This is a genomic window from Williamsia phyllosphaerae (genome assembly GCF_014635305.1).
Lineage (GTDB): Bacteria > Actinomycetota > Actinomycetes > Mycobacteriales > Mycobacteriaceae > Williamsia_A > Williamsia_A phyllosphaerae.
The window spans coordinates 2292177-2315092 of sequence record NZ_BMCS01000001.1; the positions used below are offsets into that span (position 1 = coordinate 2292177).

22 protein-coding genes and 1 pseudogene are annotated in these 22916 nt (G+C 68.5%); 14 read left to right on the top strand and 9 right to left on the bottom strand.

Going from position 1 to position 22916, the window contains the following annotated elements; translation table 11 throughout:
• Window positions 1-175 precede the first annotated feature (175 nt).
• The 3 genes and pseudogenes from IEV93_RS10615 to secA all read left to right on the top strand — a co-directional run.
• Window positions 176-889 carry a ComF family protein gene (locus IEV93_RS10615; RefSeq protein ID WP_371873806.1) on the top strand — a complete coding sequence of 238 codons (714 nt, stop codon included), beginning with the start codon at window positions 176-178 and terminating at the stop codon, window positions 887-889.
• Between the two features lie 374 nt (window positions 890-1263).
• On the top strand, window positions 1264-1995 hold the full coding sequence (gene hpf, locus IEV93_RS10620) for a ribosome hibernation-promoting factor, HPF/YfiA family (protein WP_188489462.1): 732 nt from the start codon (window positions 1264-1266) through the stop codon (window positions 1993-1995).
• Window positions 1996-2193: 198 nt separating this feature from the next.
• Window positions 2194-4705 (top strand): annotated as a pseudogene (gene secA, locus IEV93_RS10625) (preprotein translocase subunit SecA); the annotation flags it as partial.
• Window positions 4706-5106: 401 nt separating this feature from the next.
• Here secA and IEV93_RS10630 read toward each other — a convergent pair.
• Window positions 5107-5742 carry a DUF4232 domain-containing protein gene (locus IEV93_RS10630; protein ID WP_188489464.1) on the bottom strand — a complete coding sequence of 212 codons (636 nt, stop codon included), beginning with the start codon at window positions 5740-5742 and terminating at the stop codon, window positions 5107-5109.
• 197 nt (window positions 5743-5939) lie between these two features.
• On the opposite strand from IEV93_RS10630, the gene IEV93_RS10635 reads away from it, so the two are divergent.
• From IEV93_RS10635 to IEV93_RS10660, 6 genes are all read left to right on the top strand, one after another.
• Window positions 5940-6500, top strand: coding sequence for an Rv3235 family protein (locus IEV93_RS10635; RefSeq protein WP_188489466.1), 561 nt, complete (start codon window positions 5940-5942; stop codon window positions 6498-6500).
• 127 nt (window positions 6501-6627) lie between these two features.
• Window positions 6628-8043 carry a wax ester/triacylglycerol synthase family O-acyltransferase gene (locus tag IEV93_RS10640; protein WP_188489468.1) on the top strand — a complete coding sequence of 472 codons (1416 nt, stop codon included), beginning with the start codon at window positions 6628-6630 and terminating at the stop codon, window positions 8041-8043.
• A 62-nt stretch (window positions 8044-8105) separates the two neighbouring features.
• Entirely contained in the window at window positions 8106-8651 is a 546-nt protein-coding gene (locus IEV93_RS10645) for a DUF6912 family protein (RefSeq protein WP_188489470.1), read from the top strand.
• 150 nt (window positions 8652-8801) lie between these two features.
• A complete protein-coding gene (locus tag IEV93_RS10650) occupies window positions 8802-10112 on the top strand; it encodes a fatty acid desaturase family protein (RefSeq protein WP_188490515.1) in 1311 nt (436 codons plus the stop codon).
• A 166-nt stretch (window positions 10113-10278) separates the two neighbouring features.
• Complete coding sequence (locus IEV93_RS10655; protein ID WP_188489472.1) at window positions 10279-11538, top strand: fatty acid desaturase family protein; 1260 nt, start codon at window positions 10279-10281, stop codon at window positions 11536-11538.
• Between the two features lie 30 nt (window positions 11539-11568).
• On the top strand, window positions 11569-12798 hold the full coding sequence (locus IEV93_RS10660; protein ID WP_188489474.1) for a polysaccharide pyruvyl transferase family protein: 1230 nt from the start codon (window positions 11569-11571) through the stop codon (window positions 12796-12798).
• A gap of 12 nt (window positions 12799-12810) precedes the next feature.
• Here the strand turns inward: IEV93_RS10660 and rsgA are convergent, their stop codons facing one another.
• Genes rsgA through IEV93_RS10680 form a run of 4 tightly spaced genes read right to left on the bottom strand, consistent with a single transcriptional unit; the run spans window position 12811 to window position 16145 of the window.
• Window positions 12811-13851 (bottom strand): ribosome small subunit-dependent GTPase A, encoded by a 1041-nt coding sequence (gene rsgA / locus IEV93_RS10665; protein ID WP_229705024.1) that lies wholly within the window; start codon window positions 13849-13851, stop codon window positions 12811-12813.
• Window positions 13815-15089 (bottom strand): 3-phosphoshikimate 1-carboxyvinyltransferase, encoded by a 1275-nt coding sequence (gene aroA / locus IEV93_RS10670; protein WP_188489476.1) that lies wholly within the window; start codon window positions 15087-15089, stop codon window positions 13815-13817. Before aroA ends, rsgA begins: the two co-directional genes overlap by 37 nt.
• 52 nt (window positions 15090-15141) lie before the next feature.
• Complete coding sequence (locus IEV93_RS10675; protein WP_188489478.1) at window positions 15142-15537, bottom strand: DUF5313 family protein; 396 nt, start codon at window positions 15535-15537, stop codon at window positions 15142-15144.
• Between the two features lie 29 nt (window positions 15538-15566).
• Window positions 15567-16145 (bottom strand): hypothetical protein, encoded by a 579-nt coding sequence (locus IEV93_RS10680; RefSeq protein ID WP_188489480.1) that lies wholly within the window; start codon window positions 16143-16145, stop codon window positions 15567-15569.
• Window positions 16146-16223: 78 nt separating this feature from the next.
• On the opposite strand from IEV93_RS10680, the gene IEV93_RS10685 reads away from it, so the two are divergent.
• Complete coding sequence (locus IEV93_RS10685; protein WP_188489482.1) at window positions 16224-17036, top strand: SOS response-associated peptidase; 813 nt, start codon at window positions 16224-16226, stop codon at window positions 17034-17036.
• 48 nt (window positions 17037-17084) lie between these two features.
• Here the strand turns inward: IEV93_RS10685 and ybaK are convergent, their stop codons facing one another.
• On the bottom strand, window positions 17085-17582 hold the full coding sequence (ybaK, locus tag IEV93_RS10690; RefSeq protein WP_188489484.1) for a Cys-tRNA(Pro) deacylase: 498 nt from the start codon (window positions 17580-17582) through the stop codon (window positions 17085-17087).
• Window positions 17583-17739: 157 nt separating this feature from the next.
• Between ybaK and IEV93_RS10695 the strand changes: the two genes are divergently transcribed.
• Both IEV93_RS10695 and rsrA read left to right on the top strand, forming a co-directional pair.
• Window positions 17740-18624, top strand: coding sequence for a sigma-70 family RNA polymerase sigma factor (locus IEV93_RS10695; protein ID WP_443098498.1), 885 nt, complete (start codon window positions 17740-17742; stop codon window positions 18622-18624).
• Complete coding sequence (gene rsrA / locus IEV93_RS10700) at window positions 18621-18929, top strand: mycothiol system anti-sigma-R factor (RefSeq protein ID WP_188489489.1); 309 nt, start codon at window positions 18621-18623, stop codon at window positions 18927-18929. Before IEV93_RS10695 ends, rsrA begins: the two co-directional genes overlap by 4 nt.
• A 100-nt stretch (window positions 18930-19029) precedes the next feature.
• Here rsrA and IEV93_RS22715 read toward each other — a convergent pair whose 3' ends face one another.
• On the bottom strand, window positions 19030-19104 hold the full coding sequence (locus tag IEV93_RS22715) for a 50S ribosomal protein bL37 (RefSeq protein ID WP_369758845.1): 75 nt from the start codon (window positions 19102-19104) through the stop codon (window positions 19030-19032).
• Between the two features lie 111 nt (window positions 19105-19215).
• Window positions 19216-20427, bottom strand: coding sequence for an acyl-CoA dehydrogenase family protein (locus IEV93_RS10705; protein ID WP_188489491.1), 1212 nt, complete (start codon window positions 20425-20427; stop codon window positions 19216-19218).
• 177 nt (window positions 20428-20604) lie between these two features.
• Here IEV93_RS10705 and IEV93_RS10710 point away from each other — a divergent pair, with 177 nt between their 5' ends.
• Both IEV93_RS10710 and IEV93_RS10715 read left to right on the top strand, forming a co-directional pair.
• Complete coding sequence (locus IEV93_RS10710; RefSeq protein ID WP_188489493.1) at window positions 20605-20820, top strand: biotin/lipoyl-binding carrier protein; 216 nt, start codon at window positions 20605-20607, stop codon at window positions 20818-20820.
• 39 nt (window positions 20821-20859) lie between these two features.
• Complete coding sequence (locus IEV93_RS10715; RefSeq protein WP_188489495.1) at window positions 20860-22344, top strand: sensor histidine kinase; 1485 nt, start codon at window positions 20860-20862, stop codon at window positions 22342-22344.
• A gap of 73 nt (window positions 22345-22417) precedes the next feature.
• Here IEV93_RS10715 and IEV93_RS10720 read toward each other — a convergent pair whose 3' ends face one another.
• Entirely contained in the window at window positions 22418-22675 is a 258-nt protein-coding gene (locus IEV93_RS10720) for a WhiB family transcriptional regulator (protein ID WP_188489497.1), read from the bottom strand.
• Window positions 22676-22916 lie beyond the last annotated feature (241 nt).

The window sequence follows — 22916 nt, forward strand, 5'->3', positions numbered from 1 at the left end:
ACAGCGAGCGAGCGTCCGGTGGAGGACATCGGCACGTTCGACACGTGATTGCGGCACGCTCGGCGCGTAATTACGGCACGGTCGGCGGTGTGGATCGATCCGCATCGGTGGACAACCACCCCTCCACGCCCGTCTCCCGGCGTCACCGCGTCGGCGGACGCGTGATCATCGAACCGTGCCGTCGCCGACCGTCCGGATGTGGCTCGACGGTGCGTGGCAGGTGGTCCGCGCCGGCGCCGACCTCGTCGTGCCGCTGCTCTGCGGCGGATGCGGCCGTGCCGGCGCGCGGTGGTGTCGGTCCTGCGACGACGTCGCGCACGACGACCCGATCGTGCTCACGCCCCGGGTGGCACCGCCGGTCGGGGCGTGGGCGCTGGGGCGGTACCGCGGTCCGCTGCGCAGCGCGATCCTGGAACTGAAGGAACACGGCCGACGCGATCTCGTCACCCCGTTGGGGTCGGGGCTCGCGCGGGGACTGGTGACCCTGGCGGCCTGGTCGGAGCTGCCCGATGCGACCGAACTCGTGCTCGTCCCGGCTCCCACCCGCGCGTGGTCGGCCCGTCGACGTGGTGGCGACCCCGTCACGGCGATCGCGGCCGAGGCCGCGTCCCGACTGGGCTCGCGGGTCCGCGTCGCTCCGATGCTGCGCACCTCGATGTGGGCCCGCGACTCGGCCGGGCTGTCGGCGCGTGGGCGGGTCGACAACCTCGACCACGCCATCGCGGTACGACCCCGCGCCCGCCGGTCCATCGCCTCGACGCACGCCCGCGCCGCGGTCGTCCTGGTCGACGACGTGCTCACCACCGGCGCCACGGCGAGCGAATCGATCCGGGTGCTGGCCGGCATCGGGGTGCGGGTCGACGCCGTTCTGGTCATAGCGGGCGCGTGACCCCGACACCGGGGTAGCGGAGACGCAACACAGGTCACCTGATCGACATGAAAACTCGATGAAATGTTGATGCCCAAATCATGGCGACACCCCGATGTTGCGACTACGGTCGGAGGTCATCGGGCACCGCGATCGACCGCGGTACCGCGGCCGGCGGCAGTGATGTCGCCAGGCCACAGGAGTCAACCGGCAACCCTTGGAGGTGAGGCCACTCCCATCAGAGGTGCCATTGCGGTGCAACCGATTTCACTTCCGAATACGTGCGCCGTTGGCATTGACCACGACCCGTTCTCCCCACGAGGCCCCGGCGCCGCTCCGCGTCGAGGCCCCGATCGCGCGGACGGCCGATCACCCCAAACCAGGAGGTCCTTCGAGTGTCGACAACCACCCACGCCACATCCGCCACCGACTCGCGACAGCAGCCCGACCCGTTCGACAGACGGTCGGCGTTCGTCCGCCCGAGCGACTCGTCAGAGGCGGACAGCCCCGCGACCCCCGACGCGACGGTGGTCGTCACCGGCCGCAACGTCGAGGTGCCCGATCACTTCCGGGTGCACGTCGGGGACAAGCTCGCCCGCGTCGAGCGCTACGACCCCTCCATCTTCGCCTTCGATGTCGAGCTCTATCACGAACGCAACCGACGACAGGCCAAGGTGTGCCAACGGGTCGAGATCACCGCGCGGGGTCGCGGTCCGGTGGTGCGCGCCGAGGCGTGCGCGGAGAACTTCTACGCGGCACTCGAGATCGCGGTGGACCGGCTGCAGTCCCGACTGCGCCGCACCAAGGATCGCCGCAAGGTCCACCACGGACTGCGGACCCCGATCTCGGTCGCCGAGGCGACCGCGGACATCGACCCGACCCTCGACGGTCAGGCGCAGGCCCCGACCGAACCGGACTGGGCCGCCGAGGTGCCCGAGTCCGACGGTCCCGGGCAGGTGGTCCGCGTCAAAGAGCACGAGGCCGTGCCGATGACCGTCGACGACGCCCTCTACGAGATGGAGCTCGTCGGACACGACTTCTTCCTGTTCCACGACAAGGAGAGCGACCGGCCGTCGGTGGTCTACCGCCGCCACGCCTTCGATTACGGGTTGCTCCGCCTGGCCTGACCCGCCGAACCGACCGCACCCGCCGGCCGCCGAGAAACAGCTCCCACGCTGCGCTCGGCGGTCGGCGTCGTCCGGTGACCTACCATGTACTCCGAGACAGCGACGCCCGGCGTACACCCATGCCCCGCGTCGGTGGAGAACCATGCGGGCGTGCCCAGGCCGCACAAGGGCGCAGACGACGGATCGAGGAAGCAAACAGTGCTCAACAAGATGCTGCGAATCGGCGAGGGCCGGATGGTCAAACGTCTGGACGCGATCGCGACTCACGTCGAGTCACTCTCCGACGAGATCGAGTTGCTGACCGACGATGAACTCCGCGGGAAGACCGCCGAGTTCAAGCAGCGCTACATCGACGGCGACACCCTGGACGAGATGCTGCCCGAGGCCTTCGCGGTCGCCCGCGAGGCGGCCTGGCGCGTGCTGCAGCAGAAGCCGTTCCACGTGCAGATCATGGGTGGCGCGGCCCTGCACTTCGGCAACATTGCCGAGATGAAGACCGGTGAGGGCAAGACCCTGACCTGTGTGCTGCCCGCGTACCTGAACGCGCTCACCGGTGAGGGCGTCCACGTCGTCACCGTCAACGACTACCTCGCGAAGTTCCACGCCGAGTGGATGGGACGCGTGCACCGCTTCCTCGGTCTGGAGACCGCGGTCATCCTGACCGGGATGAACCCCGACGAGCGGCGCGTCGCCTACAACGCCGACATCACCTACGGCACCAACAACGAGTTCGGGTTCGACTACCTGCGCGACAACATGGCGCACTCGCTGGCCGATCTGGTCCAGCGCGGCCACGCCTACGCGATCGTCGACGAGGTCGACTCGATCCTCATCGACGAGGCCCGCACCCCGTTGATCATCTCGGGCCCGGCCGACGGTTCGAGCAAGTGGTACACCGAGTTCGCGCGGATCGCCCCGCAGCTGAAGAAGGACACCCACTACGAGGTCGACATCCGCAAGAAGACCATCGGTGTGCACGAGGAGGGCGTCGAGTTCGTCGAGGACCAGCTCGGCATCGACAACCTCTACGAGGCCGCGAACTCGCCGCTGGTCAGCTACCTGAACAACGCGATCAAGGTCAAGGAACTCTTCGAGCGCGACAAGGACTACATCGTGCGAAACGGTGACGTCCTCATCGTCGACGAGTTCACCGGCCGCGTCCTGGACGGTCGCCGCTTCAACGAGGGTCTGCACCAGGCCATCGAGGCCAAAGAGGGCGTCGAGATCAAGCCCGAGAACCAGACGCTGGCCACGATCACCCTGCAGAACTACTTCCGCATGTACGAGAAGTTGGCCGGCATGACCGGTACGGCCCAGACCGAGGCCGCCGAACTCGACCAGATCTACAAGTTGGGCGTGCTGCCGATCCCGACGAACAAGCCGATGGTCCGCGCCGACAAGACCGACCTCATCTACAAGACCGAAGAGGCCAAGTTCGCCGCCGTCGTCGACGACATCACCGAGCGCAACGAGAAGGGGCAGCCGGTCCTGATCGGTACGACCAGCGTCGAGCGCTCGGAGTACCTGTCGCGTCTGCTGACCAAGCGCGGGATCAAGCACACCGTCCTCAACGCCAAGTTCCACGAGCAGGAGGCGCAGATCATCGCCGAGGCCGGTCGGTCCGGCGCGGTCACCGTCGCCACCAACATGGCCGGTCGTGGCACCGATGTCGTGCTCGGCGGCAACCCCGACGTCATCGCCGACGTCCGTCTGCGCAAGCAGCGCCTCGACCCGGTGGAGACCCCGGAGGAGTACGAGGCCGCGTGGGACGACGCGATCGCCGCGGTGAAGGCCGAGGCGGCCGCCGATGCGCAGAAGGTCAAGGAGGCCGGTGGTCTCTACGTCCTGGGCACCGAGCGTCACGAGTCCCGCCGCATCGACGATCAGCTGCGTGGCCGGTCGGGCCGCCAGGGTGATCCCGGCGAGTCCCGGTTCTACCTGTCGCTGGGTGACGAGCTCATGCGTCGCTTCAACGGCGCGGCGCTCGAGTCGATCATGAACCGCGTCAACCTGCCCGACGACGTCCCGATCGAGGCGAAGATGGTCACCAAGGCCATCCGCAGCGCGCAGACCCAGGTCGAGCAGCAGAACTTCGAGGTCCGCAAGAACGTTCTCAAGTACGACGAGGTGATGAACCAGCAGCGCAAGGTCATCTACGGCGAGCGCCGCACCATCCTCGAGGGCGAGGACCACAGCGCCGAGGTCCAGCGGATGATCGACGACGTCGTCACCGCTTACGTCACCGGCGCGACAGCCGAGGGTTACGTCGAGGACTGGGATCTCGACGAGCTGTGGAACGCGATGAAGACGCTGTACCCGATCGACCTCGACTACAAGGAGATCGTCGGGGAGAACGAGTTCGGCGAGCGCGAGGACATCACCGCCGAGGAGTTGGCCGAGAAACTGGCCGCCGATGCCCACAAGGCCTACAAGGCGCGCGAGGCGGAGATCGAGCGTCTCGCGGGCGAAGGTGCGATGCGGCAGCTCGAGCGGACCATCCTGCTCAGCGTGCTCGACCGCAAGTGGCGCGATCACCTCTATGAGATGGACTACCTGCGTGAGGGCATCCACCTGCGGTCGATGGCGCAGCGCGACCCGGTGGTGGAGTACCAACGCGAGGGCTTCGACATGTTCTCCGGGATGCTCGAGGGCCTGAAGGAGGAGTCGGTCGGCTTCCTGTTCAACGTCGCCGTCGAGACCAACCCGGCCGATACACAGACCGCCGCACCGGCGGCGGCCCCGGCGGTCGCACCGGTCGCCCCGCGTCCGCTGCCCACCGAGGAGGCTCAGGGGGCCGTCGGTCTGACGAAGACATCCGCCCCGACTGCGTTGCGGGCGCGCGGGTTCGAGGACGAGCAGCAGGATCTGGTCTACACCGGACCGTCCGAGGACGGTGGCACCCAGCAGATCAGCGAGGCCGAGGACACCGCGGGACTGTCGGCGAGCCGGCGGGAACGCCGGGCCGCGGCACGCTCCAACGGCCGCAACTCCGGGCCCAAGCCGCCGAAGGCGCGTAAGAAGCGCTAGCCCGAGGTCTCCCGCGACTCGAATCCGCTCCCGCGACCGATATCCCGGTCGCGGGGGCGGATTCGTTTAACGGGAGGGTTCGAGTCAGCGCAGGGTGCCGATGCTCAGCAGCTGCGCCGACGTGGAGCGGCAGGCCGTGAACACCGTGGTCTTGACGAAGATGGCGTTGCGATCGTTCGGTGGGTAGATCCGCAGGCCGTCGGCCCGGACCTGGTCGCAGCCCGGGAAGTTGCCGGCCTCGGCGACCCTGAGCTGCGCGCTCGCGACGCCGCGCGGTTCGATGGCGGTCGTGACGACTTTCGAGCCGTCGCGGACAGCGGCTGCGCCGAGTTGCGTTCCGTTCCCGTCGCCCACGAACGAGACTCCCGGATAGCCGGTCAATGTGCACACGGATGATCCGGTGTTCGTCAGTGCGAGCGTCCCGTATTCCGACCCGGCGGTGCCACCGTCACGACCCCGGTTCGTGACTGTGCCCGACAGGTCAGCGGCACGGCACGGTTGGGCTCCTGCGGAGTCCACGGGCGTACGGGTGCCGGGCAGTTCGGTGGACGACGTGTCCGGCGACGGGGCGGTTGTCGACGTCTCGTCCGGTGTCGACGTCACGGTGGACACGACGGTCGAGGGCGCGACGGAACTGTCGTTCGTGTCCCCGGAACAACCGGCCAGCGTGGTCGTCACGGCGGCGGCGAGTACGGCGAGCACAGCGATGCGTGATCTCATGAACATAGATTAGCTATGCAAAAGGTGGCCGTGTGCGAAACGCGGGTGATCTGCCTCATGCGGAACCGGATCGCGTGGCGCCGCGTCTGAAGTGGTGCACGATCCCGGGATCGTGACGGGAGACCCCGTCCGCCGGATCGTCACGACGACGGGTGGGGTTCATGGTGGGTGTCCGAACGCAGGTGGGCTCTGCTGATGTGGAGGCGACTGATGTGGAGGCGACGCGGGGCACCGCGCTCGTGATCGCTCCTATCCCTCGGTACGAACCCGACCCGGTGTCGGTGACCGGGATGACGCCGCGGCCGGCCACGGTCGCACCGTCCCGCCCCCACGCCCCCGACGGCCCCCGGCCGGGACGCGCCATCGCCGACCGGGTCGATCCGTCCGCCCGCGCGTTCGCGGTGTCGGCGCTGACGATGCTGCTCGAGATCATCGACCGCCGCCGACCGGTGGCGCAGCTGGCCTCGGTCGCGGCGCCCCACATCGTCGACCAGGTGTCGGTGTGGTCGGCCCGTCCGCAGCCCGCGAGCGCGGCCCCACCCCGCGCCCGTCCACCCGCCGCGACGCTGATGCGGGTGCATCTGCAGTGGTCGGGTCCGGACGCGGCGGAGGTGTCGGCGACCTATTCGCGGGGTGTGCGGGTGAAGGCCATGGCCGCGCGTGTGCAGCGGGTGCCGGTGCGGGTACGTCCGGGTGTCCCCGGCGGGCCGCGGACCACCGAACTCCGATGGATGTTGGTCAACGTGACCACCGCCTGAGCTCGGGCAGCCGGCGGGCCCCGGTGATCGAGACCGTCGGGGCGGCAAAGTCGGCAACCGGGTGTTCACGCTCGGCGGTTAGGATCGCAGGCGTGTCAGCTGGGCAGATCTCGATCTCGGAGTTCACGTGGTGAACCGACTGTCCATGCAGGACGCCACCTTCTACTACCGCGATGAGCAGGGCGCGACCACTCATCTCGGTTCGCTGCTGATCCTCGAACGCAGCGCCCATCGGCTGGAGTACGAACACCTCCTGGCCACCGTGGAGAAGCGGTTGTCGCTCGTCCCGCGGTATCGACGGCGCATCCGCGAGGTCACCCTCGGCCTGGCCCGACCGGTCTGGGTCGACGACCACGACTTCGACATCACCTACCACGTGCGACGGTCCGCGCTGCCCAGTCCTGGCGCCGACGATCAGCTGTTCGATCTGGTCGCCCGACTCATGTCGCGCCCGCTCGACCGGCACCGACCGCTGTGGGAGATGTACCTCGTCGAGGGGCTGACCGACAACCGGATGGCGGTGCTGACCAAGACCCACCGGGCCCTCGTCGACGGCCGTGAGGCGCTGGAGATCAATCAGGTGATCGTCGACGACGAGCCCGGCGCGCCCGACATGGGTGAGGACATCTGGCTGCCCGATCCGGAGCCGAGTGGCGGTCAGCTGGTCGTCGGTGCGATCGCCGACGTGGTGACCCGGCCGTGGGAGCTGGTGGAGACGGTGCGCGCCGCGTCGGCCCCGGTGGCGACCGTCGGCTCGATCGTCGCCGGATCGCTGCGCCGGATCGGGTCGGTGATGCAGATGGCGACCGACGCCGCGCCGGACAGTCCGCTCAACGGGACCACCACCGGCACACGACGTTTCACCGTGGCCGCGGTGCCCGCTCAGCGGTGTCTGGAGATCGCGCAACGACACGGCTGCGCGGTCAACGACGTGGTCCTCGCGGCCATCGCCGGGGCGCTGCGCCGGTGGCTGCTCTCCCGCGACATCGCCGTCGATCAACACACCACCGTGCGGGCGATGGTCCCGCTCAGCGCGTATCAGACCGACGGCGGCAACGAGAAGCTCACCAGCGACGCGGAGTGGATGGCCGAGGGACTGCGTGGTTTCGTGACCGACCTGCCCGTCGGCGAGCCGAACCCCACGGTGCGGCTGTCTCAGATCAGTCATCTGACCGGACGCCACTCGCACTCGACCCGGCGGGTGTCGATGGGCACGCGCTCGTGGCTGCCGGAAGTGGGACCGGCGACGTTCCACGCCATGAGTTCGCGGGCCGCGGCGACCATGTCGGGTCGCTCGTTCAACGTGCCGGTGAGCATCGCCCGCGGGCCCGGTTCGGCGCAGTTCCTGGCGGGCAACAAGATCACCGCGATCTACCCCGTTCCGGCCCTCGTGCCCCAGCGCGCCCTGGCGATCGGGTTGAATTCCTACAACGGCGAGGTCTTCTTCGCCTTCAACGCCGACCGCGACATCATGTGGGACCTCGGTGCGATGACGGAGTTCCTCGCCGAGTCCTTCGACGAGTTGTCCGCCCGGGCCCGCTGACCACGCGGTCGGCGGCCGACGCGAGCGACTGATGACCGATCGGATTAGTGCGAGGAGAACGAGTGAGGGTCTACCTGCCGGCGACGCTGGCGATGCTGATGCGGCTCAACGAGACGGGTCGGTTCGACTCGGTCGGGGGCACCGCGTTCGCGCTGACACCCGCGCTGCGGGAGTCCTACAGCTCCGGTGACGACGAGGAACTCGGGGAGGTCGCGCTCCGCGAGGCCGCCCGCGCCTCGCTGCGTCTGATCGCGGCCGAGGCCGACGGCGTCCCCGTCGGGACGTCCGACCCCGTCGAAGGTGACCCGGTCGCGGCCCCGTTGCCTCCGCGCCGGGTGGTCGTCGCCGCCGACATCGACGAGGTGGCGCTGCGCCCCGACCTCGACGTCGCGGTGGTCCGGCTCACCGGGGCGGTTCCGCTCGAGTCGATCGCCTCGGTGCACGTCGACGTGGCCGACGCGGAGTCCGCGGTGACCGCCGCGGTCGACGTGATCGACGAGGCAGACCTCGGTGACGAGGACGCGGAACTGGCCGTCGGCGACGTCGACGACTTCGATCTCGCCTGGTACGCGACCCAGGAACTGCCGTTCCTGCTCGAACTGCTCTGACCCTCCCGTGCTGGTGAGAGGGGTGTGAAGCATCCCTCGTCGGGTGTGATCCAGCCCAAATGACTCCGTTGGCCTAGACGCCTACGGTTGCGTAACCTACGCTTGCGTAGGTCCGTGACCGATCGTCCGGACAGATTGGAGTTGACGGCTGTGGCCATCAAGAACATTCCCGAGTACGCACACCTCACCGAGACCGACGTGGTCGAACTGGGGTGCAAGCTCGACGCGATCCGCTCCGACATCGAGGCCTCGCGCGGTGCTCGCGACGCCCGCTACATCCGCAACACGATCCGCTTCCAGCGCGGTATGGAGCTGGCCGGCCGTGCCCTCACGGTCGGCGCCCGCAAGCGCTCGATGTGGTGGCTCGGCGCCTCGGCGCTCGGTGTCGCGAAGATCGTCGAGAACATGGAACTCGGCCACAACGTCATGCACGGCCAGTGGGACTGGATGAACGACCCCGAGATCCACTCGACCGGCTGGGAGTGGGACAACGCGGGCGCGTCCGCACACTGGAAGCAGACCCACAACTACATCCATCACAAGTACACGAATGTTCTGGGTATGGACGACGACGTGGGATACGGCGTGATCCGGGTCACGCGTGACCAGCGGTGGCACCCGATCTATCTGGGCAACATCGCCTTCAACACGCTCCTCGCGTTGGGCTTCGAGTACGGCGTCGCGATCCAGCACCTCGAGCTCGGCAAGATGGGTCGAAAGGACTTCGACCGCGCCGACTTCAACCGCAAGCTCGCCGAGGTCGGCGACAAGGTCGGCCGTCAGATCGCCAAGGACTACGTCCTGTACCCGGCCCTCGTCGGCGCCGTCACGCGGTCGCGGCAGGGCTGGCGTGCCGCGCTCACCGCGAACCTGATGGGCAACGCCATCCGCAACGTGTGGTCCAACGCGATCATCTTCTGCGGCCACTTCCCCGACGGCGCCGAGAAGTTCGTCCGTCAGGACGTCGACAACGAGACCCAGGGTGAGTGGTACCTGCGGCAGATGCTGGGCAGCGCCAACTTCCACTCCGGTCCGGTGATGGAGTTCATGAGCGGCAACCTGTCGTACCAGATCGAGCACCACCTGTTCCCGGACCTGCCCAGCAACCGGCTCCGCGAGATCTCGGTGCGGGTCAAGGCGCTGTGCGACGAATACGACCTGCCGTACACGACCGGGCCGTTTCCGGCCCAGTACGCCAAGTCGTGGCGGACCATCGCGAAGCTGTCGCTGCCGAACAAGTACCTGCGCGACACCGGTGACGACGCGCCGGAGACGGCGTCGGAGAACCGGTTCCGCGATGACTCGGCCGTCCGTCTGGTCGCCACGATCGATCCGGAGACCGGGAAACGACGGGGTCTGCGCACGGCCATCGCGCAGGCACGCCAACGCCGTCGTTCCGCCGGTACCCCGGTGGCGCCGACGCTGCTGCGCCGTCCCGCCCGCACCGGTCGCGCCGCCTGATCGGTCCACTTCGCGGGGGCCGCCCCCGTGGCGTGGCGGCGCCTGCCGGCAGTGTGGACAATGGCTACAGACACCACGACGCGGCGTCTGCGAAAACCTCGGACGCCGCAACCGCCTGACTGCCACCCGCCGCGCGCGGGTGCGCGCGCAGAGGAGCCGACGGCCCATGGCCATCACTGACATCAACACCTACGCGCACCTGAGCGACGCCGACGTCGCCGAGCTCGGCGCGAAGCTCGACGACATGCGTCGTCGCATCGAGTCCGACCGCGGGGAACGCGACGCGCGCTATCTGCGACGCACCATCGCCGCACAGCGCATCGTCGAGGCCGCAGGCCGTCTCGTGTTGTGGAACAACAAGTCCCGCACCGAGTGGATCGTCGGCACGGCCCTGTTGTCGGCCGCGAAGATCATCGAGAACATGGAGCTCGGCCACAACGTGATGCACGGCCAGTGGGACTGGATGAACGATCCCGAGGTCCACTCCACGTCGTGGGAGTGGGACATGGTGTGCGCCTCGCCGCACTGGAAGCACTCGCACAACTACATCCATCACAAGTACACGAACGTCTACGGGATGGACGAGGACCTCGGGTACGAGGTCATGCGGGTCACCCGGGACGAGCCCTGGCAGCCGAAGCACCTCGGTGGTCCGTTCATCAACGTCTTCCTCGCGGCGACCTTCGAGTGGGGTATCGCGCTGCACGATCTGCACCTGTCCGACGTCGTGTCGGGCAAGCGGCCCTGGGTCGAGGCCAAGCCGCAGTTGACGCAGTTCGCGGCCAAGGTGGGCCGTCAGCTCGCCAAGGACTACGTGCTGTTCCCGGCCCTGTCGGGTCGACGTGCGCGTCGCACCGCATCGGCGAACCTCACGGCCAACCTGGTCCGCAATCTCTGGGCCTACGTGGTCATCTTCTGCGGTCACTTCCCCGACGGCGCCGAGAAGTTCACCGTCGAGTCGCTCGACGGCGAGACGCAGGGCCAGTGGTACCTGCGACAGATGTTGGGAACGGCCAACTTCCGGGCCGGTCGCGCGATGGCGTTCATGAGCGGCAACCTCTGCTACCAGATCGAGCACCACCTGTTCCCGGACCTGCCGAGCAACCGGTACGCGGAGATGGGCGTCGAGATCCGTGAACTCTGCGACACCTACGACCTGCCGTACACCACCGGATCGTTGGCGGGCCAGTACTGGCAGTCGCTGCGGACGATCTGGAAGTTGTCGGTGCCGGACCGGTTCCTGACCGCGACGTCCGACAACGCGCCGGAAACGGCCTCGGAGCGGCGATTCGGCGCCCGGGCGGGTGTGGCGCGACGGGTCGCCGAGCTGGGGTCCGGCGACGTGGGCACGACGGTGCGGCGGGGTCTGAAGACCGCCATCGACGAGGCCCGTCGCCCGCGTCGGATGGCCGCCGCCACACAGTAGGCGTACAGCCGGGGCCGCTAGGGTGGTCAGATGCCCGATTTGCGTAGGCCGTCGTGGGTCAGATCACGACGCGCCCCTCCACCCGCTGAGCTGATCTACCTGATCGCGCCCGCGGGTCACCCGAATCTGGGCGACGAGTTCATCGCGCGGACCTGGTTGCGGTATCTCGCTGTCCACCGCCCCCACGCCCGCGTGATCCTCGACTGCCACACCCCCGGGCAGGCCTCGATCCTGCTGGGGCAGGTGCACCCGAACGTGCAGTACGTGGACACGGTGTGGCGGATGATCGCCGGGCTGGAGACGATGCCCGTCGCCGACGCCGCCGACGTGGTGGCGGCCGCCGTGGCCGAGCCCGGACGGATGCCGTTGCTGCTCGACGGCATCGAGTTGTTCGCACGCGCGGATTCGATTCATCTCGTCGGTGGTGGATACGTCAACTCGCTGTGGCCGCACCATCTCTCGCTGATCGCGGCCGCGGTTGCGGTCCGGCGGCGCAGCGGGGCGTCGGTGTTCCTGACCGGGCAGGGTCTGCTCCCCGCCGGCGGCGGCGACCACTCCGCCCTCCTGCGGTCGTTGCTCGACGAGGTGTCGGTCGTCGATGTGCGCGATCGTGATTCGGCCGACCTGCTCGCCGGGTCGCGACTACGTCCGCGCCTCGACGTCACCGGTGACGACGCCTGGTTGGGGGTGCTCGGTGACGGCGTCTACGACACCACCTCGGCCGTCGTGTCCCGGCGGTTCATGATCTGCGCACAGACACATCTCATGCAGGCCGATTCGAGCGTCGTGATCGACGACGGCCGCGACGCGGTGATCGACGATCTCGAATCCCAGATCGAGGACCTGGTGCAGCGGTGGGGCATGACGGGGGAGAACACCGCGTTCGTCGAGGCCATGCCCGGTGACGACGGTCTGCTGTTCCGTCGGTTCGCCGACCGGATGCCCGGACTCGAGCTCATCCCGTTCACCGGTGTGTGGCACAACGGTTTCCCGGCGACGGCCGATCAGGTCTGGATCACCACCCGCTTCCACGCCCATCTGCTGGCCGCCGCCCGCGGGGCGTCGGGGATCATCATCACGGGTCGTTCCGACTACTACCCGATCAAGCACCGGTCGCTGCTCGAACAGGGATCACGCTGGCGCATCATCGATTCCGCGGGTGACTCTCCACAGGAGGACGGGGGATTCCCCGCGCCGGTGGTCGCCGAACTCGCCGCGGGCAAACGAGCCCTGGCCGCGGCTCTCTACCCGCGACGCTGAGATCCCCGGCGCTCAGCCGTTCTCGGTGTGGACGACGGCGCGCAGCAGGACACGGACGGCCTCGACGCGACGTGCGGCCTCGCCGGTCAACGCGTCGAGCGCACACTCGGGGTCGGTCGGCGGGCCGAGATGGGTGCAACCGCGGGGGCACCCCTCGATCGCGTCCCTCAGGTCGACGAACGTGTTCACCAGGTCGTCGGGCGCGACGTTGGCCAGTCCGAACGACCGGATACCAGGGGTGTCGATCACCCATCCGGTCCCGCCGGGTAGCTCCAGGGCCACCGACTGGGTCGAGGTGTGCCGCCCCTTTCCGACCCCCGACACCACGCCGACGGCTCGATAGGCATCGGGGACAACGCGATTGACCAGGGTCGACTTGCCCACCCCGGAGTGTCCGATCAGGGCGCTGACGTGGCCGTTCAGCGTGTCGAAGACCGGGTCGAGGGGATCGTCGCGGCCGGCCACGAGGACGGGCAGCTCGAGATCGACGAACGCCGCGCGGAACTCGTCGGCATCGGCGAGGTCGGATTTGGTCAGGCACAGGATGGGTTGCAGACCACCGACGTACGCGGCGACGAGCGCGCGCTCGACGAACCCGGTCCGCGGTGGCGGGTCGGCCAGCGCGGTCACGATCAGCAACTGCGACGCGTTCGCGACGACGACCCGCTCGTAGGGGTCGGTGTCATCGGCGGTGCGCCGCAACACCGTCGAACGCTTCTCCACCTTGACGATGCGCGCCAGGGTGTCGACGGTGCCGGTCAGATCGCCGACGACCGACACCCGGTCACCGACGACGATGGGGGTCCGCCCGAGTTCACGGGCGCGCATGCACACGACCCGGGTCCCCCCGGCCGACGTGCCGTCGGGCCCGTCGAGAACGCATCCCCAGCGCCCCCGGTCGACCGAGACGACCATGCCCTCGAGCGCGTCGTCGTGGGACGGGCGGGTCTTCGTGCGCGGACGGGTGCCCTTGCCCGGACGTATCCGGACATCGCTCTCGTCGAACTGACGCCCGCTCAGGAGATGTCCGCCGGGTCCAAAAGAGCCCGCCACATCGCGGGGAAGTCGGGCAGGGTCTTGGCGGTGGTGTCGATGTCGTCGACTGAGACGCCGGGGACGCGCAGGCCGATGATCGCGCCCGCGGTCGCCATGCGGTGGTCGGCGTAGGCGTGCCACGTCCCCGACGACAACGGTGCGGGCACGATGTGCAGCCCGTCGGCGGTCTCGGTGCACCGGCCGCCGAGCCGGTTGATCTCGGTGCGCAGGGCGACGAGTCGGTCGGTCTCGTGGCCGCGGAGGTGCGCGATGCCCGAGAGCACAGACTCGGTCTCGGCGAGCGCACAGAGGGCGGCGATGGTCGGGGTGAGCTCGCCGACGTCGTGCAGGTCGGCGCTCAGCCCGCGCAGCGTCTGCGGGCCGGTGATGGTGAGCACCGAGTCGTCGCGGGTCGCCGTCGCGCCCATCGCGACGAGGATGTCGACGATCTGTGCCCCGGGCTGGGTGGTGTCGGTCGGCCACGACGGCACCGACACCGATCCGCCGGTGGCCGCGGCCGCGGCGAGGAACGCCGCCGCGTTGGACAGGTCGGGTTCGATCTGCCGGTCGACCGCGCCGATCGGGCCCGGTGCGACCCGCCAGGTGTCCGGCTCGGTGTCGTCCACGACGACCCCGGCGGTGCGCAGCATGTCCAGCGTCATCTCGATGTGCGGCTGCGACGGCACCGGTTCACCGACGTGGTGGACGGTGACGCCCTCGTCGTACCGGGCGGCCGAGAGCAGCAGACCGGAGACGAACTGCGACGACGCGGAGGCGTCGATGGTGACGGCGCCACCGCGTGCGGATCCGCGCCCGGCGATGGTGAACGGCAGTGCGCCGCCGTCGATCTCGACGCCGAGATCGGTGAGCGCGGTGAGGATCACGTCGACCGGTCGTGAGCGCATCTGCTCGTCACCGTCGACGGTCACCGCGCCGTGTGCCAGCGCCGCCAGTGGCGGGATGAACCGCATGACCGTCCCGGCGAGCCCGCAGTCCACGTGTCCACCGGTCAGCTGATGGGGGACGACGCGGACGGTGGTCGGATCGGTCGCGTCGGCAGTGACCTCGGCGCCCATCGCGCGCAACGCGTCGGCCATCAGGTCGGTGTCGCGGCTGCGCAGGACCCCGCGCAGCGTGGACGGACCGTCGGCCAGCGCGGCGAGGACGAACGCACGATTGGTGATCGACTTCGATCCCGGCACGGTGACCGTCGCCGAGATCGGTGCGGTCGCCACCGGTGCGTTCCATGAGTTCACGATCCGATTGTCCCACGCGCCGCGCACGGCCCACCGCTGTCCTCGGGTGCGGTCAGGGGTGTTCGCGATCCCCGTAGATCGCGTCGTAGTCGGCTTTGGTCGCCTCTTTGCGCCGCTGCTTGCGCTCGCTGATGAGATCCGGGTCGAGACCGTTGGTCAGCAACAGGTGTCGGCGGTAGAACGGCGTCAGCGCGATCTGGAAGTAGACGAGTGGGATGAGCAGGATCGCGATCATGCAGACGCGGTAGATCAGCGGCGTGGGGATGAAGGAGAAGGCGATCAGGATCGGCAGCAGGGGGAGGACGCCGCGGGTGATGTACCGCCGGGTGTGCCCCGGACCGACGACATCGTGGAGCACCCACTCGCGCATCGACTCGGGCAGCGGACGACCGCCCAGGTAGCGGAGGAAGCCGACCGGTGTGGGTCGGGTGCGCGATTGCGATGACATGCGATGACCGTAGTCCTCGTCGCCCCCGGTCAGTGTCCGACGACGACCTTCAGCAGCACGATCGCGGCCGCCACCCCGGCGGTGGCGAGTCCACCGAGCAGCACCCGGAACGATGGCGGGTTCCCGCGGACGCGTTCGATCACCGTGCGGATCATCGCGATCCGGACGACGGTGACGACGCCTGCGGCCAGTTGGGCCCACCAGGCGGGCAGCACCTCGAGCCAGCCCAGCGCGAGGATGACCGCGGGCAGGGATCCGGACGAGGCGATGGGGACGGCGTCACGGAACTCGGTGCGGGCCGCGGACCGGCGCTGCGACTCGCTGTGGTGCCCCGATGCCTCGGGGATGCTCGACGTCGCGACGAACTCGGCGAACACGTGGGCGAGGAACGTGGTCACGGTGGTCCCGACGACCAGCAGCGCCGCGGTACCGGTCTCGATGGCGTGCTGCGACGTGGCCACGACCGCGGCCAGGGTCAGGATGTTGCCGTAGACGTAGGCCGACAACCGCGCCGACGCCCGCTCGGCGGTCAGGGGCCCGTCGCGGCGGGCCACCAGGCGCCGATGCAGGCCGGTGAGCGGAGTGCGGGTGATGCCCCGGGTTGTCATGGCAGGCCATGCTCCCAGATCCCGACGGGGTCGTGGACTCCTCTGGTCGGTGTCGGTGCGCGGTGACAGCATGAACCCATGTGCGGACGTTATGCGGTCACCACCGATCCGGCCCTGCTGGCCGCCGAACTCGACGCGATAGACGAGGTCATGTCCTCGCCACCGCCGGTCACCGAGTCGTCGGTCGATTCACCGGACGCCCCGAAGCGTCCCCCGGGCCCGGGGGAGAACTACAACGTGGCACCGACGTCGACGGTCATGAGCGTGGTGCGCAGGCACGCCCACGGAATCACCGACGACGACCCCGCCCTGCGGATCCGTGCGATGCGGTGGGGCCTGGTCCCGCCGTGGACCAAGGACATCAAGAAGAGCCCGCTGCTGTTCAACGCGCGGGCCGAGAGCGTCGCGGAGAAGGCGTCGTTCAAGCAGTCGCTCAAGAGCCGGCGCTGCCTGGTCCCGATGGACGGGTGGTACGAGTGGCGCAAGGGTGACCCCGGCGCCGACGGCAAGCCCTCGAAGACGCCGTTTTTCATGTCCCCGGAGGACGGGACGCGGCTGTTCATGGCCGGGCTGTGGACGGTGTGGCGATCGAAGGACACCGACGCGCAGGAGCCGCCGTTGATGAGCTGCACCATCATCACGACCGACGCGGTCGGCGCGATGCGGGACATCCACGACCGGATGCCGCTCATCATGCCGTCGCAGAACTGGGACGCCTGGCTGGACCCGGATTCGCCCGCGCCCGCGGAACTGCTCGACCCGCCGAGCGCCGAACTGGTCTCGGCGATCGAGCTGCGCGAGGTGTCCCCGCTGGTCAATCGCGTCGCGAACAACGGCCCGGAGCTGCTCGAGCCGGCGAACCCGCAGCCGCAGCAGGGCACTCTGCTCTGAGGGGCGGCGCTCTGACGGGGGGCGGTTTGACGGGGCGGCGGCGTCCGATCAACCGGTGATCGGTGCGACGACCGCCGCGGTGAGCGCAATCAGGTCGGTGGGGGACAGTTCGATCTCGAGCCCGCGCCGACCACCGCTGCAGAGCACCCTCGGCCACGTCCGCGCCGAGGAGTCGACGACCGTCGGCAGCAGTGTGCGTTGACCGATCGGTGAGACGCCGCCGAGCACGTACCCGGTGCTGCGCTGTACGTCGTCGGGTTTCGCCATCTCCGCCTTCGACACCCCCAGCGCCGCGGCCGCGGCCTTGAGGGACAAACGCTGCGGGACCGGGATCACCGCCACGGCGAGGCCGGTCGTGCCCGCGCCGGGCACGCTGATCACCAGCGTCTTGAACACCTGTCCGGCCTCGACGCCGAGGCTCTCGGCCAGCTGGTCGACGGCCTCGTCGCCGAACGATCCGGCACGGGGGTCACTGCGATACCGGTGCACGGTGTGGCTCACCCCGGCCCGGTCCAGGGCCGTGATGGCCGGGGTCGCCGCAGCCATCAGGCGAGGCCACGTGCGGCGCGGATGTCCGGTCTCATCGGTCGAGGTTACGTCGGTTCCCGGGGTGGTCGCGAGACGTTTTCCCAGGTGCGCGGGGCTGCCGTCTCCGCCTCTCGACATTGCGCTCCGGCCGGGCCGAAATCCGACGGACGGAACAATCCCACGAACCCCGCTGTTGGACCCGGACAGATCAGATGGCATGTCGCCACCGAAGAAGGCAGTAGGGAGTGTGAAGTCGATGGCAGTCCTCACGCCGGACCGGCCGCAGGTCAGGTCGGCGTCGTCGAGACCGACGCTGATGTATGTGGAACCGCCGACATCGGTAGTCTTGGACGAGCGACGCGGGTCCGACACAGCGTCGATTCGACCTGAAGGGACCGTGGTGACCCAATCCGAGCCGACGGCCGACGCCTCCGAGTCCGCCTCCACGGAGACCGCCGCGGAACGGGGTGAGCGCTTCGAGCGCGACGCCCTGCCGCTGCTGGACCAGATGTACGGTGCCGCGCTGCGCATGACGCGCAACCCACCCGACGCCGAGGACCTCGTCCAGGAGACCTACGTCAAGGCCTTCTCCGCGTTCCACTCGTTCAAGGCGGGTACGAACCTGAAGGCCTGGCTGTACCGGATCCTGACGAACACCTACATCAACGGGTACCGCAAGCGGCAGCGTCAACCCGCGCAGTACCCGACCGACGAGATCAGTGACTGGCAGCTCGCCGCCACCGCCGAGCACACGTCGACCGGTCTGCGTTCGGCGGAGATCGAGGCGCTCGACGCGCTGCCCGACGACGACATCAAGAACGCGCTGCAGGAACTGCCCGAGGACTTCCGGATGGCTGTGTACTACGCCGACGTGGAGGGCCTGCCCTACAAGGAGATCGCCGAGATCATGGACACCCCGATCGGAACGGTGATGTCTCGACTGCACCGCGGCCGCAAGCAACTCCGCGGCCTGCTGGCCGGCGTCGCCACCGAGCGCGGGTTCAACCGCGCCGGCCGGGCCGACGACGCATCTGAGACGACGGCGCAGGTGACCCGATGACCGAACAACGCGACACCACACAGTCCGACCTGGAGTCGGCGGAGTTCGAGCAGCTCGACTGCTCGGCGGTCATCGCCGACGTCTGGCTCCTGCTGGACAACGAGTGCGACCCGAACGTGCGTGAACGACTCCAGTCGCACATGAACTCCTGCCACAGCTGCCTCGAGCACTACGGCATCGAGGCGCAGCTCAAGAGCTTGATCAACCGCAAGTGCGGTGGCGACCAGGCGCCCGACGGGTTGCGGCAGCGACTGACCGTCGAGATCCGTCAGACGGTCATCGGGCACACGCACAGCGACAGCTAGCCTGCCGGCACGGACCCCGCAGACAGCATCAGGGCCGGATCTCACCGATTGGTGTGGTCCGGCCCTGATCGTGTGGTGTCCCGTGTGGGGGATGCACCACTCAAGCGTTGGGGCGCTTGCCGTGGTTGGCGGCATTCTTCTTACGAGCGCGCTTCTTGCGTCCACGCTTTCCCATGGTGTTCTCCTTCCGGTGCGCTGCGACATCTACTTCGCACAGGTCGTCCATTGTTCCACGAGTCGCCACCAGGTCCACAATCCGTGATCACCGACCCGGTCCCGCGGCACCTCAGCCTCCTGCGTGCGCACCGAGTTCGTAGCGGGCGATGGTGCGCTTGTGCACCTCGTCGGGACCGTCGGCCAGGCGCAGCGTCCGCAGGTGCGCGTACATCTGAGCCAGCGGGAAGTCGTCGGAGACGCCTGCCCCGCCGTGGACCTGGATGGCGCGGTCGATGATCCGCAGCGCCATCGCGGGCGCGGCCACCTTGATCGCCGCGATCTCGATGCGGGCGCCCTTGTTGCCGACGGTGTCCATCAGCCACGCCGCCTTCATCGTCAGCAGTCGGGCCATCTCGATGTCGATGCGTGACTCGGCGATCCAGTCGGCGATGTTCGACTGCGCGGCGATCGGCTTGCCGAAGGCGGAGCGGGTCGACGCGCGCACGCACATCAGGTCGAGGGCGCGCTCGGCCATGCCGATCGCACGCATGCAGTGGTGGATACGGCCCGGGCCGAGGCGGGCCTGGGCGATCATGAACCCCTTCCCTACGCCGGCGAGCACGTCCTCACGCGGCACCCGCACGTCCTCGAAGAGGATTTCCGCATGGCCTTCGCGGTCCTGGTATCCGAAGACGGGCAGACCGCGCACCACCGTCACGCCGGGCGCGTCGATCGGGACGACCATCATCGACTGCTGCGAGTGGGTCGAGGCCTCGGGATCGGTCTTGCCCATCACGATCAGCACGCGGCAGTTGGGGTGCAACGCGTTCGACGTCCACCACTTGCGGCCGTTGAGCACGAAGTGGTCACCGTCGGCGAGCATCGTCATCTCGATGTTCGTGGCGTCCGAACTCGCCACAGCCGGTTCGGTCATCGCGAACGCGGAGCGGATTGTTCCCTCGAGAAGCGGTGCGAGCCAACGCTTCTTGTGTTCCTCGGAGCCGAACTGTGTGAAGACCTCCATGTTCCCGGTGTCGGGGGCCGAACAGTTGCAGGCCTCGGGCGCGAGGACCGGACTGCGTCCCATGATCTCGGCCAGCGGCGCGTACTCCGCGTTCGTCAGACCCGCGCCGTACCGGTCGTCGGGATGGAAGAGGTTCCAGAGTCCCTGCGACTTCGCCTCGGCCTTGAGCTCGGCGACCACGGGTGCATCGAAGTGCGGATCGCCCGACTCGCGCATCTGCTGCGCGTAGACGGCCTCGGCCGGGTAGATGTGGGAATCCATGAACGCGAGCAGTCGTGTCCGTAGTTCCTCGCAGCGCTCGCTGTAACCGAAATCCATGTCCTGATCCTCACTGTCGACGTCCTCATCCGAGTGTGGACCGCGGATGCGTCGGGGGCGGGCACCGGGTCACCCGATGTCGGTGTCGACACGCATCGGAACGCGGCGATCATCTGCGATAGGTTGTCCTCGACAAGATGCCCCGGTGGCATCGACGTGCGTCTGGTGGAGGTCGACATGGCAGAAGAAGTCATCGCGGAGATCGTGGCAAGCGTCCTCGAGGTCATCGTCACCCCCGGCCAGACCATCGAGGCGGGGGACACCATCGTGTTGCTCGAGTCGATGAAGATGGAGATCCCGGTCCTCGCCGAGGAATCCGGGACCGTCGGCGAGGTCAAGGTCGCCGTCGGTGACGTGATCCAGGCGGGCGACCTCATCGCCACCATCGACTGACGTCTTGTCCGGCGTCCACCTGTTCCACGGCAGCTGACCGTGTCGACACTGACCGACCTGCTCGCCGAACACACCGATCTCTCCGGAGCGGTCGCGGGCCATCTGCAGCGGGTCGTCGCCGAGTGGCAGCTGATGGCGGATCTCTCCTTCGCCGACCTGCTCATGTACGTCGCCACCGATTCCGATCGGTTGATCTGCGTGGCCCAGTGTCGGCCCAACACCTCGCCCACCGTGTTCCCGGCCGACCAGGTCGGTCGACTCGTGATCGAGGACGACGACGCCTCGCCGGACTCCAATCCGCAGGTGCGCAGGGCTTTCACCAGCGGCCGCATCCTGCGCGAAGAGGACCCGACGTGGCTGGGGCCCATCGCGATCCGACGCGAGGCGGTCCCGGTGCGTTTCGACGGTGTCGTCGTCGCGGTGGTCAGTCGCACCGCCAACCTGGCCCAGCTGCGCATGCCGTCGCCGATGGAACTGGCCTATCAGGACTGCGCGCACGATCTCTGCCAGATGATGTCGGACGGGACGTTCCCGCAGTACGAGGGCAACCCGCGCGGACTGTCCACGCCGCGTGCCGGAGACGGGTTCATCCGCCTCGACGACGCCGGGATCGTGGCGTTCGCGAGTCCCAACGCGCTCTCGGCCGTGCACCGCATGGGCTGGACCGCCGAGCTCACCGGCAACGAACTGACCGCGGTCCTCTCGGAGTTGCTGACCGATCGGTTCGAGGCCGACGACGCGGTGTTCATGATTTCCGAGGCGGTGGCGGGGCGGTCCGGGATGCGGGTCGAGGCCGACGCCAGACGGGCCTCGGTGCTCATCCGCGCGGTCCCGCTCCGACCGCGTGGCCAGCGATCCGGCGCCGCGGTCCTGCTGCGTGACGTCACCGAGGTCAAACGACGTGACCGTGCGCTGATCAGCAAAGACGCCACCATCCGGGAGATACACCACCGGGTGAAGAACAACCTGCAGAGTGTGTCGGCGCTGCTGCGTCTGCAGGCGCGGCGGACCGAGAACCCCGAGGCCCGCGGTGCGCTGACCGAGGCGGTGCGTCGCGTCGCCGCGATCGCGCTGGTGCACGAACTGCTCTCCGGCAGCGTCGACGAGGAGGTCGATCTCGACGTCGTCGTCGATCAGTTGGTGCCGGTGATGGCCGACGTGGCCTCCGGCGACAGCAACGCCGTGGTCCGTCGGGGCGGCACCCTGGGGGTGCTGCCGTCCGACCTGGCCATGCCGATGGTGATGGTGCTGACCGAACTGATCCAGAACGCGGTCGAGCACGGGTTCACCTCGGACGCGCAGGGTGAGGTCGTGATCAAGGCCGACCGCAACACGCGGCGGCTCGTGGTCACCGTCGCCGACAACGGGGTGGGTCTGCCCGCGGGTTTCGACATCCGCGCGTCCGAACGACTCGGACTGCAGATCGTGCACACCCTGGTGAGCATCGAGCTCGGCGGCAGCCTCGAGCTGACCGCGGGCAGCGACGGCGGGACCGACGCGATCCTCACCGTCCCGCTGCGCTGAGCCGGCCGGGCTCGGTACCGCTGACAGCAAAGAACCCGGCGGGATCCGCCGGGCTCTCCGATGTGGCTGTGTGTCAGACGGTCGTGCTGCGCGTGCGGTTGCGCGCGTTGCGACGCTTGAGTGCGCGACGCTCGTCCTCGCTCATGCCGCCCCAGACGCCTGCATCCTGGCCCGAGTCCAGCGCCCACGAGAGGCAGTCAGCTGTGACGGGGCAGCGGTTGCAGACGAGCTTCGCATCGGCGATCTGCGCGATGGCCGGTCCGCTGGTCCCCACGGGGAAAAACAGCTCCGGATCCTCGTCGCGACAGATTGCGTTGTGACGCCAGTCCATTCCCTGCTCCTTCGCATGCGCGCGGGGTGTATCGCGCGGTGAGTTCTGTAACTTCTCGTTCATACGTGCGTACTTGTTGTTTCCGCACTGTTGCTTGTGAATGCTTTCACGAATCCAGATGAAGTCAATGGGGTTGCGTTAACACGTGGGCAATGTCACTGCGATTCCAGGGGGGTGCCCAAGGGGTACCTCGACCGTTGTACTACTGTCCTGTTCGGTTCGCCTGCTTTTCGCCCATTCA

Coding starts and splice junctions, on each gene's coding strand:
- IEV93_RS10630 (WP_188489464.1), bottom strand. CDS start 5,742: ATGAGATCACGCATCGCTGTGCTCGCCGTACTCGCCGCCGCCGTGACG.
- IEV93_RS10655 (WP_188489472.1), top strand. CDS start 10,279: ATGGCCATCACTGACATCAACACCTACGCGCACCTGAGCGACGCCGAC.
- IEV93_RS10660 (WP_188489474.1), top strand. CDS start 11,569: ATGCCCGATTTGCGTAGGCCGTCGTGGGTCAGATCACGACGCGCCCCT.
- IEV93_RS10675 (WP_188489478.1), bottom strand. CDS start 15,537: ATGTCATCGCAATCGCGCACCCGACCCACACCGGTCGGCTTCCTCCGC.
- IEV93_RS10680 (WP_188489480.1), bottom strand. CDS start 16,145: ATGACAACCCGGGGCATCACCCGCACTCCGCTCACCGGCCTGCATCGG.
- IEV93_RS10685 (WP_188489482.1), top strand. CDS start 16,224: ATGTGCGGACGTTATGCGGTCACCACCGATCCGGCCCTGCTGGCCGCC.
- ybaK (WP_188489484.1), bottom strand. CDS start 17,582: ATGGCTGCGGCGACCCCGGCCATCACGGCCCTGGACCGGGCCGGGGTG.
- rsrA (WP_188489489.1), top strand. CDS start 18,621: ATGACCGAACAACGCGACACCACACAGTCCGACCTGGAGTCGGCGGAG.
- IEV93_RS10705 (WP_188489491.1), bottom strand. CDS start 20,427: ATGGATTTCGGTTACAGCGAGCGCTGCGAGGAACTACGGACACGACTG.
- IEV93_RS10710 (WP_188489493.1), top strand. CDS start 20,605: ATGGCAGAAGAAGTCATCGCGGAGATCGTGGCAAGCGTCCTCGAGGTC.
- IEV93_RS10720 (WP_188489497.1), bottom strand. CDS start 22,675: ATGGACTGGCGTCACAACGCAATCTGTCGCGACGAGGATCCGGAGCTG.